Raw genomic sequence first — 14,055 nt, 5'->3', positions numbered from 1 at the left:
CCCCAGCGGGGCGACACCAACGCTCCAACGAGGGGTGCCGCCCCGTTGGGGCTTGGTTCTGTTATGTCGTTGTTTTCTACCGATATGCCGCCCCGCTGGGGCTAACCCACCAACGCCGCAACTTATAGTTAGTGAACAGCAGAAAGGCGGACTACGTGTAGTCCGCCTTTCTGCTGTTGGTATTTAGAGTAGTCTCTATTTCTGACCTAGGGCTAGCAAACTGCTGGTGTTCGACAAGGCCTGTAGGGCCTGCTGCATTTCGCGGTCCTGGTCGTTGAGAACTGTGTAGTACCCTGCTTTACCGTACGTGCTGCGCGCAATGTAGGCTTTCAGCTGCGTGCGCAGCAGCGGCGCCGCCCGGCGCATACCGGCCGCATCCAGCTTCACCCCATCATTCACGGCGCGGGCGCTTAGTGCCTGAAGCTGAGCATCAGAGATGCGGAAGGTTGCGTTAAACTGCTCGAAGCGCAGGCCTTCCAGCTCTGCTTTATGCTCTTGGTAGAATTTCAATGCAAACTCCCGAACCAGATTGTGGCTCTGCAAGCGCGTGAAGTAAGCCGAATACGCCGACGTATCGCGGGCAACAAAAAGGTCGGGCATGATGCCGCCGCCGCCGTACACCGTGCGGCCGTGGTCGGTGCGGAAGCGGAGTGAATCGGCGAAGTGGATGCTGTCGGCGTGAAAGAATTCGCCGTGTCGCTGGCGGTTACTGAGTTCGTGCTCGTAAGCTTCCCGGCCACCCTTGTACGACTTCTGAATGCAGCGGCCCGAAGGCGTGTAGTAGCGCGCAATGGTCAGGCGCAGCTCCGAGCCATCATTCAGGGTGATAGGCTGTTGTACAAGTCCTTTGCCAAAGGTGCGGCGCCCGACTACCAGCGCCCGGTCGTGGTCTTGTAGCGCGCCGGCAATTACCTCAGACGCCGAAGCGCTGCCTTCATCAACCATCACTACTAAGGGACCTTCTTCAAACTCGCCGGCCACCCGCGAGAACGTTTGGGTGTCGTATTGGTCGCCTTTGCCATCGGTGTACACGATCTTGCGCGTGCCACCGATAAACTCATCAGCAATTCGGGTCGCGCGGTCGAGGTAGCCGCCGGGGTTGCCGCGCAGATCCAGCACCAACCGGCTCATGCCTTGGCGGCGCAGGTCGCCAAGGGCGCTCTTGAACTCATCGTAAGTACCCGTAGCAAAGCGGCTTATTTTCAAATAACCTGTTTGGTTATCAACCATGTAGGCCACGTCCACCGAGTTATTGGGAATGCGGTTGCGCGTTACGGCTACGTTCAAAGGCTTGTTCTGGCCTCGGCGACGAACCGCGAACTGCACGCTGCTCCCACGCGGGCCGCGCATCTTGGCGCTCATCTGCTCCACGGTGAGCTGCACGCCCGAAACCCGCTCGCCATTCAGGCGCAAAATCTGGTCGCCGGGCTGCAAGCCGGCTAGCTCGCCGGGGCCGCCGCTCAGCGGTGCTACTACCGTTACGGTGTCGTGAAACAGGTTGAATTCTACCCCAACCCCGTCGAAGTCGCTTTGCAGAAAAGCCGATGCCTGTTGCTGCTGCTTGGCCGGAATAAATGTCGAGTGCGGATCTAGGCGCTCCAGCATCCGGCTGATAGCGTAATCAGAAAGCGCCTCGGCATCAACCGTATCCACGTAGTCGCGGTCGACGTAGCTCAGGATTTCTTTGAATTTCAAGTAGCCCCGCGCCGTACCATCGGGATTTTGGTCGGAGGGCCGGAATGGGTTGGCGCCCAGCAAAACGCCACACGCTAAAGCAAACGCCAGCAGCAGCGGCTGCCGCACCTGTGCCCTATTGTTGCGCAACCTAGGTTGCGATGTAGCAGCCGGTGGAGGCGTCGGAGCGGTAGTTGGCTCGCCATTCATAGGCTCTTGGGAGAGTAGCGGTTTAAGCAATAGAAAAGCGTACTTCTAAGAGGATAAGATCAAATATATTAAAACTTTTCCAAGAAAATGCCCAATTATGTGTTAGTTGAATATGATTCTGGTTAAAGTGTAAAATATTATCTATTTAGGGCAAAAAAGGGGTCATTTATAAGGAATAATCCTAGGTGCAGCTCATTGCATGAAGTTGTATGATCGTTGTTTGTAATGTGATTTAATCTAGATTAAAATTTATCCTGTGCTTCGAAATCCCTTAGTGAAAAAAGGCGTTAGGTTAGCTGGTTTGCCACAGCAGACGTCCGCTTTCAACCTAGGTCCCGTATCTTTGCGTTGTGGTATAGCACGCTCTTGAGCAGGGGCGCTTGCTGTTTATTTAGTTTTCTTTAGTAGCAAAAAGTAATGGGCCGCATTCTCGCCATCGATTACGGCAATAAACGCGTAGGGCTAGCCATTACCGATCCGCTACAGCTCATCGCCACGCCGCTCGAAACTATTCACAGTCAAGATGTTTTGACATACGTGAAGGCCTATCACCAACGGGAGCCGTTGGACGCCGTAGTGGTCGGTATGCCGCGCACGCTGCTCAACGAGCCAACCGATGTGACCAGCGCCGTAGTGGGCTTGGTGCGCCGCCTGCGCCGGGAATTGCCCGACCTGTCGGTGCACGAAATCGATGAGCGCTACACTTCCCGCATGGCCCATCAGGCGATGCTGGCTGGTGGCCTTTCCAAAAAAGACCGTCGCGACAAAGCCACCGTCGACCGTGTGAGTGCCACCCTGATCTTGCAATCTTTTCTTAATTCCCGATGATTTACCCCATTGTTGCTTTCGGCGACCCGGTGCTGAAAACGCCCGCCAAAGATATTCCCGCTGATTACCCGGCCGACGAACTGCGTCAGCTGGTGGCCGATATGTTTGAAACCATGTACTCGGCGCATGGTGTGGGCCTGGCGGCACCGCAGGTTGCCAAAGGTGTCCGGCTGTTCGTAATCGACTCGGCGCCTATGATAGATGATGAGGACGAAGAAACCGGCGAGAAAGTCGAGCCAGCTCCGACGGCCGCGCCAGTCAAACGGGCTTTCATTAATCCCGAAATCGTGGAGGAAACCGGCGAAGAATGGGGCTTTGAAGAAGGCTGCCTGAGCATTCCCGGTGTGCGCGAGATGGTGTATCGGCCTGAAACCGTGGTGCTACGCTACGAAGACGAGAACCGCGAGCAGCACGAAGAAACCTTCTCGGGCATGACGGCCCGCGTTATTCAGCACGAGTACGACCACCTGGAAGGCATCCTGTTCACCGACCACCTGTCCGGATTTAAGAAGCAGCTCATCAAAGGCAAGCTGGCCCGCATCAGCAAAGGCGACGTGAATGCGGATTACCGGATGAAATTCCCCGTGTCGGCCGGTCGGCGCTAACTGCCAAACCTAGGTCAACTTTCTACTCGTCTGTTTTGCCGGTTCAGCCAGGCAAAGCAGGCGAGTTTTTTATTGTATAGTTCTTGCATTAAGGCGAAAAGCGGAGACAACCTAGGTCTGTGGCTGCTATCCGTTATCTATTTTTATTGCTTGCAATCGTTGAAGAAGCTATTCGGGTTTTTATTATTAATCAGCTTGCTGATGGTGCCTCGCCAGCCGCGGGCCTGGGGTTTCTTCGGGCACCGGCTGATCAACCGATTGGCGGTGTTTACGCTACCACCGGAGATGATCGGGTTTTATAAAGCCAACATCAACTACCTCACTGACAATGCCACCCGCCCCGATCAGCGCCGCAGCGTAGTGGCCGGCGAGGCGGCTCGGCACTTTCTGGATGCCGATGTGTACGGCCCTAATGCCATTGCCCAGCTGCCGCACAACTACGCCGATGCCGTGGCCCAGATCGGGGAAGATTCGTTGCAGCGGCACGGCATTGTGCCGTGGCAGGTGGCGCGCATGAAGTACCAGCTTACTGAGGCGTTTCGCACGCACGATACTGACCGCATCCTGCACCTGTCGGCCGACCTAGGTCATTACGTGGCGGATGCCTGCGTGCCGCTGCACACCACCCGCAACTACAATGGGCAGCTCAGCGGACAGCGCGGCATTCACGGGCTGTGGGAAAGCCGGCTGCCGGAGCTGCTGAGCGCCAACTACGATTTCTTCACCGGACCCGCGCCTTACCTGGACAACCCGACGAAGACCATCTGGCAAGCCGTGGGGCGTGCCCATGCGGCAGTCGATTCCGTTTTGTGCTTCGAGGAGGAGCTGACCGCCAGCTTTCCCGAAGACCGCAAGTTTGGCTTTGAGGAGCGCGGCAACCAGACCGTGCGCACCTACAGCCGCGATTTTAGTCGGGCCTACCACGAGCGTTTGCATGGGCAAGTGGAGCGGCAGATGCGCCGGGCCATGCAGCTGGTCGGGGCTATGTGGTACACCTGCTGGGTTGATGCTGGTCAGCCCGATTTAGATACGCTGCCCAAGAGCTTGTCAGCGGAAGAAAAACAACGGCTGATGGCAGAAGAAAAGGAGCTACAAAACGCGCCGCACAGCAGCATTGCCGGGCACGATGAGTAAGCGAAAGAACAGAACGTCATGCTGAGCTTGCCGAAGCATCTCTACCGCTTCGTCCTCCTATCAGGAGTTAATATTGCGGTAGAGATGCTTCGACAAGCTCAGCATGACGTTCTTTCGTTGACGATAATACTTTCCTAATGATGCGCTAACGCGGCGGATTGCAGCTCCGCCTGAGCTAGGTGTAAGTGCGCCAACATATCGTCGGTCATCTTATCTAAGTCGTAGTGCGGCTGCCAGTTCCAATCCTGCCGGGCCTGCGAATCGTCGATGCTGGCGGGCCACGAGTCGGCAATCTGCTGGCGCGAATCGGGCTTGTAGCTAACTGCAAAATCAGGTAGGTGGCGCTGGATGCTAGCCGTGATTTCAGCGGGCGAGAAGCTCATGCCGCTGACGTTGTAGGACGAGCGCACGGTAATCTGGTCGGCGGGCGCGTGCATGAGGTCCAGGGTGGCCTTCAGCGCGTCCGGCATGTACATCATCGGCAGGTAGGTGTCTTCGCGCAGGAAGCACTCGTAGGCATTGCCCGCCAGCGCCTGGTGGTAGATGTCGACGGCGTAGTCGGTGGTGCCGCCGCCGGGCAAGGATTTGTAGCCAATAAGGCCCGGGTAGCGCAACGAGCGAACATCGAGGCCGTGTTTCTGGTGATACCACTCGCACCACTGCTCGCCGGCTAGCTTACTGATGCCATACACCGTGTTCGGGTTCATCACGGTGAGCTGGGGCGTCTGGTGGCGCGGCGTGGCCGGCCCGAAAACGGCAATGGAGCTAGGCCAGTATACCTGCGCTACCTGGTAGGCCACGGCTGCGTCGAGCACGTTGAGTAAGCCTTCCATGTTCAGGCGCCAGCCAAACTGAGGGTTCTTTTCGGCCGTAGCCGACAGCAGTGCGGCTAGGTGGTAAATCTGGCGCGGGCGGTATTGCTGAATAATTGTTTCTAAACGTGGGCGGTCGAGTACATCGAGCAGCTCGAACGGGCCGGCTTCGCGCAGCTCGGCTTGTTGGGGCGGGCGTACATCGGCGGCCACAACGCGGCTAGGGCCATACTGCCGGCGCAGCTCATAGGTAAGCTCGACGCCAAGCTGACCGCAGGCGCCAATGACGAGGATGGTGTCGCTGGGGGCGGCACTAGGGTTAGTTTGCATACAATTCTACAACAGGCGGGTGGACTGCAAAGATACCGGGTTGGGCTGACTTGCATCGGTCAACAGTCGTGCCCGAACGAAGCGCCGGTAGGAGAGAAGCGCCCGAAAATCGGCTGGGTTTGCTTATGTTTGAACATGTGCTATTCCGGCTTTGTGCAACGTTTTTTACCCATTGCAGCCGCTTTTCTGCTGAGCGTGGCAGCGCAGGCACAACACCCATCCGACGCACCTAGCCCTTACCGCAATCTGGTGATGGAAGGCGGCGGCATTCGGGGCATAGCCTACGGCGGCGCCTTGCAGGAGCTGGAAAAACGCGGCGTGCTGGCCGGTATTCAGCGGGTGGGCGGCACGTCGGCTGGGGCTATTCAGGCGGCACTGTTAGCAGTGGGCTACTCGCCCGCGGAGATTATCGAGGTGGTAAATCACACCCCGGTGCAGCGGCTCAACGATGGGCGACTCATCTTTTTCGGTGGCAGCACGCGCCTGCTGAAGCAATACGGCTGGTACCGCGGCGACCAGTTTGCCAGGTACCTGAGCGAGCTGGTCGGGCGCAAAACCGGCAACCCCGATCTGAACCTAGGCCAGCTGCACCAGCTCGCCCAAGCTGGCCGCGCCCGCGACCTGTACGTGACGGGCACCAACCTCACGGCTCAGCGCGTTGAGGTTTTCAGCTACGAAACGCATCCGCAGCTACGCGTAGCCGATGCTGTACGCATTTCGATGAGTATTCCGCTGTACTTCCGGGCAGTGCTGCTAGATGAGCAAGGTAATGTGGTCGTGAAACCAATGAAAGGCCAGAAGATTAATGTATTAGTGGATGGTGGCCTGCTAGCCAATTATCCGATAGACTTGTTTGATAAACCTAGGTATTTGCCCAATCAAACTTCCTCTGCGCAGCCCAGCAACAACCGCATCATCAACCCCGAAACCCTGGGTCTGCGCCTCGACCGCGCCGAGCAGATTGCGTATGATACCGCGCGCACCGGTCGGCAGCAGCTCGCTCCTTACACAATCAGTAACTTTGGTAGCTACATCGGCGCTTTGTACACGCTGGCTATCGAAAACCTAAACCCGGCCCAGCCCGAAGACTGGAAGCGCACCGTGAGCATCAGCACCCTAGGTTTCAACCCGAAAATCAAGCGCATTTCGGAAGCGCAAAAGCAGCAATTAGTAGAAAGTGGGCGACAGGGCGTGCAGGTGTTTTTTGACAAATCACACGTCAAAAATTGAGCGGCGCCACCCATTCAACACTCAACGTTCAACACTCAAAATTTCCATGTATACCACCCTCCAACCCGACCTCGAAAAACAGCTCCAGGATATAAAAGATGCAGGTCTTTACAAGAAGGAGCGCATCATTACCTCGCCGCAAGGCGCCGAAATCGAAACCAATGAGGCCGGTGAGGTGCTGAACTTCTGCGCCAACAACTACCTAGGTTTGTCGTCGCACCCGGAAGTGATTAAGGCCGCTAAAGAAACCATTGATACTCACGGCTACGGCATGTCATCGGTGCGCTTTATCTGCGGCACCCAGGATATTCACAAACAGCTAGAACAGAAGCTCGCTGAGTTCCTGGGCACCGAAGACACCATCCTCTACGCCGCCGCTTTCGACGCCAATGGCGGGGTGTTTGAGCCATTGTTCAACGAGCAGGACGCCATCATCTCCGACGCCCTGAACCACGCCAGCATCATCGACGGCGTGCGCCTGTGCAAAGCCCAGCGCTACCGCTACACCCACAACGACATGGCCGATTTGGAGAAGCAGCTCCAGGACGCCCAGGCAAAAGGCACGCGCCACCGTATCATCGTCACCGATGGCTCGTTCTCGATGGACGGCACCATTGCCCAGCTCGATAAAATCTGCGACCTGGCCGATAAGTACCAGGCCTTGGTGATGATTGACGAGTGCCACTCGATGGGCTTTCTGGGCAAAACCGGCCGCGGCACCCACGAATACCGCAACGTGATGGGCCGCGTCGATATTATCACGGGTACGCTCGGCAAGGCCCTAGGTGGGGCCATGGGCGGCTTCACGTCGGGCCGCAAAGAAGTTATTGAAATGCTGCGGCAGCGTAGCCGACCATATTTGTTTTCTAACACCCTAGCTCCGACCATTGTCGGCGCGAGCCTGCGCGTTTTGGAGCTGCTCACCGAGAGCACCGAGTTGCGTGACCGGCTGGAAGAAAATACCAAGTACTTCCGCACGAAGATGACCGAAGCGGGTTTCGACATCAAGCCCGGCGAGCACCCCATCGTGCCCGTCATGCTCTACGACGCCAAGCTGAGCCAGGAATTTGCCGCCAAGATGCTGGAAAAGGGCATCTACGTGGTAGGCTTCTATTACCCCGTGGTGCCACAAGGGCAGGCGCGCATTCGGGTGCAACTCTCGGCCGCCCACACGCGGGAACATCTGGATAAGGCCATTCAGGCGTTCGTCGAAGTAGGGCAGGAGCTAGGTACGCTGAAAGACCGGGCCGCGCAACGGCCCGAGGCGGGCCAAGTGGTGACGAACACGCCGTAATACACTTGTCATTCCGAGCTACGCGAGGAATCTGGATCAGATACCTAGGTTCATAGCACAGATTTCTCGTGTTGCCCGGAATGACAGGATATGCAAAAAGCCCCATTGTCAAGTGCAATGGGGCTTTTGCGTTCGCTAACGAGAAAAACGTTACTGTTGCGCTACCAGACCTAGGTCCATTTTCATATACCCCGGCCGGATGCCGCCCGGCCACTCCAGCTCAACTGCGGGCGCAGCTTGCAACCTAGCTTTTTCGGCATCCAGTTGCTTGGATTGCTGCACGACCGGCACCTTCGCGGCGCGCAGCTTTTTGTAGCCGGACCAGTCGAAATTCAGCAGAAACTCGACGGCGCCGCGCACGCCCACGGCAAACAGCTCCAGCTTATCGGCGTCGGCCATCTGGAAGTCGAGCCAGTTGAAACCGTCCACGTTCAGGCAATGCACCAGGTGGCGATAGTCGGAGTTGCGGTGGATAAAGTCAAAATCGTATTGGGTGCGGGCCGCGTCGAAAATGGCACCTAGGTACTGCGGCAGCGAATCGGTGGTGCGAATGGCGGCGCGGTCGACCCCGAGCTTAATGCCGAAGGTGGGCGCGGCTGGCACCTGCGTGTTGTCGTGAAATAAGTCGATGGGGAAGTTGGACATGATGCCGCCATCCACAAAAAACACCGTTTCAGGAATTTCGCCGGTGTAGCCCAGCGCGTTCCAGGCGGTTTGGTAAAGCTCGCTATCTGGCGCGCCGTCGCGGCCGGGCAAATCTGATACGGTACTTGGCTGGAAAAACAGCGGCACCGACATAGAAGCGCGCACCATGTCTGCTGGGGGCACGGTTTTCCAATCTTTCCAGTACAGCGGCGCCATTTCAGGAAACACGACCTTGGTTTGCGTAGTAATGTCGGCAGTCACCAGCGCTATGCGCGACAAGTCGGCGGGCGTGTAGGTTTCTGGCGTCGCACGGTTGTATTCGGGGGAAGCGCGGCGCTGTAAGCCCTGCGCGGGCACCTGCCGGCGCAACTCCAGCAGTTGCTCAATCGACTTAATGCCTTTCTGTTTGAGCAGGCGTTGGAGCCACTGCCGAAAGGCGTCGCCGGGGTGCAAGCCTTTGTCTTCTCGTATGTTATCAATCACTTGCAGCGCATCGTTGACGAGTCTGGCCTTGCTCGTGAGTCCGTGCAGGAAGCCGCCTAGGCCGTGGTGTTCCTCTTCCGGCCGCAGCAAATCAGCCGTAAAAGCGCGGGCATCCTTGTCGCCGTCTACAAAGTCGTAGAAGTTCTGGTTGGCAAGCTGCTCGATAATCCACTGTGTAGAAGCCTCCTGGCGCGGACCACTAGCAGCCATGAGCAAGGCATTTATGGAACCCGCCGAGGTGCCACCCAGGCGCAAAAAGCGGATACCGGCCTGCTCCAGCGCATACACGTAGCCCACCAGCGCAATGCCCAGCATCCCGCCGCCTTCCATTACCAGGTCAACGTACTGGTGCTGTGGTTTTCCGTCAGCCCCCATATCTACTACATCCGACACTGTCCAGTCGGGGTGCTTTGTCAGATATTCCTGCATCCGGGAAAGGGCGCTGCGCACGCTAGGGTACTCGGTGAAATCAGCGGAGGAGAGTGCCATGATTGCGGTGAGTAAGGGTGAGCAATAATCAAGACGAGCACCGAGCGGTCATCTAACCTAGGTGTCACCAGAAAAAGCATGCAAAGCTTTGCCAACCTAGGTTTTAGCTAGTTGCAGGCAAGGGCGAGCGAGTGCGCCAAGCGCAAAAAATAGAAGGCAAGGGGTGTGCGCCTCACCTGAAGCATAGGAAAAAGATAGCCTTTCGCCCGTGTGCTATAATAGCTGGATATCCAGCAGGGCTTAGCGTAATGATTGTAGTTGAATGTACGAAAAGTTATCTAGAATATTAATATAGTTAAAGGAATTTTGCTTGAGGGAAATACTCCTTACAGCTTGTTCCGATAGAACTTAGCAGTAAAGAGAACGTCATTTCGACCAGCGGGAGAAATCTCGCGTGCAGGGCTAACTCCAATCATCTGGTTTACTATCACAACGGCTGCACGCGAGATTTCTCCCGCTGGTCGAAATGACGTTCTCTTTAGGAGAGGTCACGCGAAACCTAGGTTGCTTAAATAAATAGTGCTAGAAGCTAGGCTGCTACGGTCTTCCCGGAGCCGGTAGCGCTGGAAGACGCCGACTTCGGCGGCACCCCGAACAGCATCTCGTTCAGCCGAGCGCGCAAGTCAGCGGGGGCTAGGTTGCGGAACACCTCCCCGCCCCGGACCAGCGAAATCTGGCCGGTTTCTTCGCTTACCACCAATACCACGCTGTCCGTCACTTCCGTCAGGCCGATGGCGGCGCGGTGCCGCAGGCCCATGGAGGCCGGCACATCCGGGTTTTCGCTCACCGGCAGGATGCAGCGGGCCGCCTGAATGCGGTTGTTTGTAATGATAACAGCGCCATCGTGCAGCGGGCTAGTTTTATTGAAGATGCTCATCAGCAAACGCTTACTCACTACCGCGTCGATGTTGTCGCCGGAGTTGGCATAAAACTTCAAGTCCGACACCATTGTGAAGGCAATCAGCGCCCCAATGTTCTTGCCTGCTAGGCTTTTGGCGGCTTCTACGAAAGGCGTCACGCTCATGCGGGTCGCTGGCTCGTCGCGCCGCCACGGAAACACCCGCACGCGGTCCAGGGCCGTGGCTTTGCCCACCGTGAGCAAAAAGCGACGAATTTCCTGCTGAAACAGAATGATACCCGCCAGCACGCCCACGCTCATAAACTGACCTAGGATCGTGGTAAGCAGCTCCATACCAGCGGCTTTCACCACCAGATAGAACAGGTACACCGACATAAAGCCCAGAAAAATCTTTAGGGCCACGCTGCCGGTCAGCAGCTTGTAGAGCTGGTAGAACAGGACGGTGACCAGCAGCACGTCCACGATGTCGATCCAGCCGATGCGCAGGAAACCGATAGCGAAGGTGCCAATCACGGAGCCAGAGAAGGATAAGTTTGGGAAACGAGGCGTACAGCCTGTACTGCCTCCGCTACATCATGTACGCGCAACAGCCGGGCGCCGTTAAGCAGCGCTACCGTATTGAGGGCCACAGTACCCGGCAGCGCTTCCGCGGCAGTCAAACCTAGGGGCTTGTACACCATGCCCTTGCGCGATAAAGCTGCCAGCACGGGCAACCCCAGCACTTGCAGTTCCTGCAGGCGCCGCAGCAGTTCGTGGCTTTGGGCAGGCGTTTTGGCAAAGCCAAAGCCCGGATCGAGCACCACATCCACCACGCCCAGCGCCCGGAGCGCCACGAGCTTGTCGCGGAAGTAGCGTACTAGCTCCAGTACGATGTCATGGGCGTACTCGGTGTGCTGGGTCATGGTCTGCGGCGTTCCGCGTATGTGCATCAGCACGTAAGGCACCCGCAGGCGCCCAACTGTGGCAAACATCTCCGCGTCGAGAGTGCCGCCGCTGATGTCGTTGATGATATCGGCGCCGGCTGCTACAGCTTCGGCCACCACAGCGGCGCGAAAAGTATCAACCGAAATAAGCGCCTCCGGAAACGCTTCGCGTACGGCTGCCAGCGCGGGCAGCAAGCGGCGTTGCTCTTCGGTCGCGCTGATATCCTCGGCGCCGGGCCGCGAAGAGTAAGCACCTAGGTCGAGGACAGCGGCGCCAGCCTTGAGCATGGCTTCAGCGCGGCGGAGCACATCTGTGTGGTTGGCTTGGTCAGCTACCCGACTATCGGCAAAGAAGGAATCGGGCGTCAGGTTCAGGATGCCCATTACTTGTGGGCGGCGCAGATCCAGGAGGCGGCCACCGGGGCAAAGCAGGGTTTGCCTCGGGGAAAAACACGTATCTTTCGCAGCGGTCTGGATCATGGGAATTTGGAAGCGCAAGGACTTACTGGGTGGACAAAAGTCGCTTTGATTCCGGGCACTGGCAAGCGCGCCAGCACCAGCATCGGATGGGGGAGCTGCTACCGCATGGCGCGGTAAAACCAATGCACAATTCCTTGTACGCTGCCCGAAAACAAACCCTAGTTTCCAAGCCCCCCAAGTTCCTAAATCTAGCTTTAATATCTTGCAAACCCAAACGCAGCACGAGTACGACCAGGTAATTGGCCACTGTCGGGCGCTGTTTTTAGCCAAAGCGCACGACTACGGCACGGCGTGGCGCATCATGCGCCTGCCCTCCGTTACGGACCAGATTTACATCAAAGCGCAGCGCATCCGCTCCATTCAGGAGAAGGGCAAACAGCTGGTAGCCGATGGCATCGAGGAGGAGTTCGTGGCCATCGTCAACTACTGCGTGATTGCGCTCATGCAGCTGCAGCTGCCCACCGACGCGTCCCTGGACCTGGACCCCGAAAAGGTGGCCGATGCCTACGACGAGGAAGTCGGCATCAACCGGCAGCTGCTGTTCGCCAAAAACCACGACTACGGCGAGGCCTGGCGCCAGATGCGTGTGGAAAGCATCACTGACATCATCCTGATGAAGCTGCACCGCACCAAGCAGATCGAGGACCTAGGTGGTCACACCTACGTGTCGGAAGGGGTGGAAGCCAACTACCGGGACATGCTGAATTATGCGGTATTTGCGCTTATTAAGTTGGGTCTTGGGGACTTGGGAGCTTAGGGTCTTGGATATGCGGCCGTATCTTGCAGCAGCTAAGCAAACGGGTACTTTCAACTAACCATGTAGTTGGCAACAAGCGGCATAAGCCGTGCTAACTAGCGGGCACTGGTTGCCATTTCCGTAGTGTTTTCCACCAGAACAAAAACCAAGATCCTAAGCTCCTAAGTCCCCAAGACCCTAAAATGAAACTCATTACGCGTATTTGTTGGGCGCTGCTTGGCGGCCTGTTCATCTTTTCTGGCCTGATTAAACTCAACGACCCCATTGGCACGGCGTTGAAGCTGGAAGAGTATTTCGAAGTATTTGCCCAGGACTTTGGCTCATTTTTTCTGAGCTTCCGCAGCATTGCCCGCACGCTTTCTCTTGTGCTGAGCTCGGTGGAAGTGGTGCTCGGCGTAGCGCTGCTGCTGCGCTGGCAAATGCGCCAGATCATGTGGGCGCTGCTCGGGCTGCTGGTGTTTTTTGCCTTTCTCACCTTCTACTCGGCGGCCTTTAATAAGGTAACCGACTGTGGCTGCTTCGGGGACTTCATCAAGCTCACGCCTTGGGCGTCCTTCATCAAAGATTTGTTCCTGTTGGGGTTATGGGCGGTGGTGCACTTCAACCAGCGCTACCTACGCCGCACGTTTGCGCGAGGGCTGCTCGGGATTATGTACATCACCGTGGCCACGGCCGTGGCGGTCGGTATTGGCGTCCGGGCCCTAGGTCACTTGCCGTATTTCGACTTTCTGCCTTATAAAGTTGGTAATGACATTGGCAAACTCATGAAGCCTTCGGCGCAGCTGCGTTACAAGTACATCATGACGCGCAACGGCGAGACGAAGGACTTCACCGATTACCCGACCGATACCACCTGGAAGTTCAAGCAGATGGTGCCGCTGAATCCGGAAGCTGGCCCGAAAATCACCGACTTCAAGGTGTGGAACGATGAAGGCGACTTCACGCAGCAGCTCCTGGAAGGTAACCGCCTCGTGCTCATCGTGCAAAGCACCGCCAATGCCGACCGCGACCGGTTTGAGCAGTTTGATGCGCTGTTTGATGAAGTAAAAAAATCGCGCAAGAACATTTCTACGCTGGTTATTACCAGCAGCAGTCCCGCCGAGTTCGACGCCTTCCGCCACGACGTGAACCTGGCCGTGCCGTTCTACTACGCCGACGCTACCGTGCTCAAATCCATGATCCGCTCAAACCCCGGCCTGATGCTGCTCCAAAACGGCGTGGTGAAAGGCAAGTACCACTACCACGATATTCCCGACGCGGCGAAACTGGAGAAGCTGCTGTAGTTTGGTTTGGTGCTTAGTG

12 protein-coding genes are annotated in these 14,055 nt (G+C 57.0%); 7 read left to right on the top strand and 5 right to left on the bottom strand.

What is annotated here, in order from left to right:
• Nucleotides 1–195 precede the first annotated feature (195 nt).
• A complete protein-coding gene (locus tag IEX74_RS04720; protein ID WP_188811547.1) occupies nucleotides 196–1,884 on the bottom strand; it encodes a S41 family peptidase in 1,689 nt (562 codons plus the stop codon).
• Nucleotides 1,885–2,301: 417 nt separating this feature from the next.
• Between IEX74_RS04720 and ruvX the strand changes: the two genes are divergently transcribed.
• The 3 genes from ruvX to IEX74_RS04705 all read left to right on the top strand — a co-directional run bounded on the left by ruvX (nucleotide 2,302) and on the right by IEX74_RS04705 (nucleotide 4,451).
• A complete protein-coding gene (gene ruvX / locus IEX74_RS04715) occupies nucleotides 2,302–2,712 on the top strand; it encodes a Holliday junction resolvase RuvX (protein WP_188811545.1) in 411 nt (136 codons plus the stop codon).
• The gene (gene def, locus IEX74_RS04710) at nucleotides 2,709–3,317 is read left to right on the top strand and encodes a peptide deformylase (RefSeq protein ID WP_188811543.1); all 609 of its coding nucleotides are present in this window, start codon (nucleotides 2,709–2,711) and stop codon (nucleotides 3,315–3,317) included. The genes ruvX and def overlap by 4 nt, the downstream gene beginning before the upstream one ends.
• Nucleotides 3,318–3,518: 201 nt before the next feature.
• The gene (locus tag IEX74_RS04705) at nucleotides 3,519–4,451 is read left to right on the top strand and encodes a zinc dependent phospholipase C family protein (RefSeq protein ID WP_229755122.1); all 933 of its coding nucleotides are present in this window, start codon (nucleotides 3,519–3,521) and stop codon (nucleotides 4,449–4,451) included.
• Between the two features lie 134 nt (nucleotides 4,452–4,585).
• Here the strand turns inward: IEX74_RS04705 and IEX74_RS04700 are convergent, their stop codons facing one another.
• The gene (locus tag IEX74_RS04700; protein ID WP_188811539.1) at nucleotides 4,586–5,593 is read right to left on the bottom strand and encodes an NAD-dependent epimerase/dehydratase family protein; all 1,008 of its coding nucleotides are present in this window, start codon (nucleotides 5,591–5,593) and stop codon (nucleotides 4,586–4,588) included.
• 153 nt (nucleotides 5,594–5,746) lie between these two features.
• Between IEX74_RS04700 and IEX74_RS04695 the strand changes: the two genes are divergently transcribed.
• Together IEX74_RS04695 and kbl are read left to right on the top strand one after the other, a co-directional pair.
• The gene (locus tag IEX74_RS04695; RefSeq protein ID WP_188811537.1) at nucleotides 5,747–6,823 is read left to right on the top strand and encodes a patatin-like phospholipase family protein; all 1,077 of its coding nucleotides are present in this window, start codon (nucleotides 5,747–5,749) and stop codon (nucleotides 6,821–6,823) included.
• 46 nt (nucleotides 6,824–6,869) lie between these two features.
• Entirely contained in the window at nucleotides 6,870–8,117 is a 1,248-nt protein-coding gene (kbl, locus tag IEX74_RS04690; RefSeq protein WP_188811535.1) for a glycine C-acetyltransferase, read from the top strand.
• A 150-nt stretch (nucleotides 8,118–8,267) separates the two neighbouring features.
• On the opposite strand, the gene IEX74_RS04685 is transcribed toward kbl, so the two are convergent.
• The 3 genes from IEX74_RS04685 to folP form a co-directional block, all read right to left on the bottom strand.
• The gene (locus IEX74_RS04685; RefSeq protein WP_188811533.1) at nucleotides 8,268–9,734 is read right to left on the bottom strand and encodes a patatin-like phospholipase family protein; all 1,467 of its coding nucleotides are present in this window, start codon (nucleotides 9,732–9,734) and stop codon (nucleotides 8,268–8,270) included.
• Nucleotides 9,735–10,263: 529 nt separating this feature from the next.
• Nucleotides 10,264–11,106, bottom strand: a complete 843-nt coding sequence (gene cdaA, locus IEX74_RS04680) for a diadenylate cyclase CdaA (RefSeq protein ID WP_188811531.1) — start codon at nucleotides 11,104–11,106, stop codon at nucleotides 10,264–10,266.
• A complete protein-coding gene (gene folP, locus IEX74_RS04675) occupies nucleotides 11,103–11,996 on the bottom strand; it encodes a dihydropteroate synthase (RefSeq protein WP_188811529.1) in 894 nt (297 codons plus the stop codon). Before folP ends, cdaA begins: the two co-directional genes overlap by 4 nt.
• Before the next feature lie 202 nt (nucleotides 11,997–12,198).
• On the opposite strand from folP, the gene IEX74_RS04670 reads away from it, so the two are divergent.
• Together IEX74_RS04670 and IEX74_RS04665 are read left to right on the top strand one after the other, a co-directional pair.
• Nucleotides 12,199–12,753 carry a DUF1599 domain-containing protein gene (locus IEX74_RS04670; RefSeq protein WP_188811527.1) on the top strand — a complete coding sequence of 185 codons (555 nt, stop codon included), beginning with the start codon at nucleotides 12,199–12,201 and terminating at the stop codon, nucleotides 12,751–12,753.
• Nucleotides 12,754–12,935: 182 nt separating this feature from the next.
• Nucleotides 12,936–14,036 (top strand): BT_3928 family protein, encoded by a 1,101-nt coding sequence (locus IEX74_RS04665; RefSeq protein ID WP_188811525.1) that lies wholly within the window; start codon nucleotides 12,936–12,938, stop codon nucleotides 14,034–14,036.
• Nucleotides 14,037–14,055 lie beyond the last annotated feature (19 nt).

This window comes from Hymenobacter cavernae (genome assembly GCF_014641455.1).
GTDB lineage: Bacteria > Bacteroidota > Bacteroidia > Cytophagales > Hymenobacteraceae > Hymenobacter > Hymenobacter cavernae.
This window is presented reverse-complemented; position numbering and strand designations above follow the sequence as displayed.

Bases quoted from the DNA above. Each gene is read 5' to 3' on its own strand.
- IEX74_RS04720 (WP_188811547.1), bottom strand. From the start codon at position 1,884: ATGAATGGCGAGCCAACTACCGCTCCGACGCCTCCACCGGCTGCTACA.
- ruvX (WP_188811545.1), top strand. From the start codon at position 2,302: ATGGGCCGCATTCTCGCCATCGATTACGGCAATAAACGCGTAGGGCTA.
- def (WP_188811543.1), top strand. From the start codon at position 2,709: ATGATTTACCCCATTGTTGCTTTCGGCGACCCGGTGCTGAAAACGCCC.
- IEX74_RS04705 (WP_229755122.1), top strand. From the start codon at position 3,519: ATGGTGCCTCGCCAGCCGCGGGCCTGGGGTTTCTTCGGGCACCGGCTG.
- IEX74_RS04700 (WP_188811539.1), bottom strand. From the start codon at position 5,593: ATGCAAACTAACCCTAGTGCCGCCCCCAGCGACACCATCCTCGTCATT.
- kbl (WP_188811535.1), top strand. From the start codon at position 6,870: ATGTATACCACCCTCCAACCCGACCTCGAAAAACAGCTCCAGGATATA.
- IEX74_RS04685 (WP_188811533.1), bottom strand. From the start codon at position 9,734: ATGGCACTCTCCTCCGCTGATTTCACCGAGTACCCTAGCGTGCGCAGC.
- folP (WP_188811529.1), bottom strand. From the start codon at position 11,996: ATGATCCAGACCGCTGCGAAAGATACGTGTTTTTCCCCGAGGCAAACC.
- IEX74_RS04665 (WP_188811525.1), top strand. From the start codon at position 12,936: ATGAAACTCATTACGCGTATTTGTTGGGCGCTGCTTGGCGGCCTGTTC.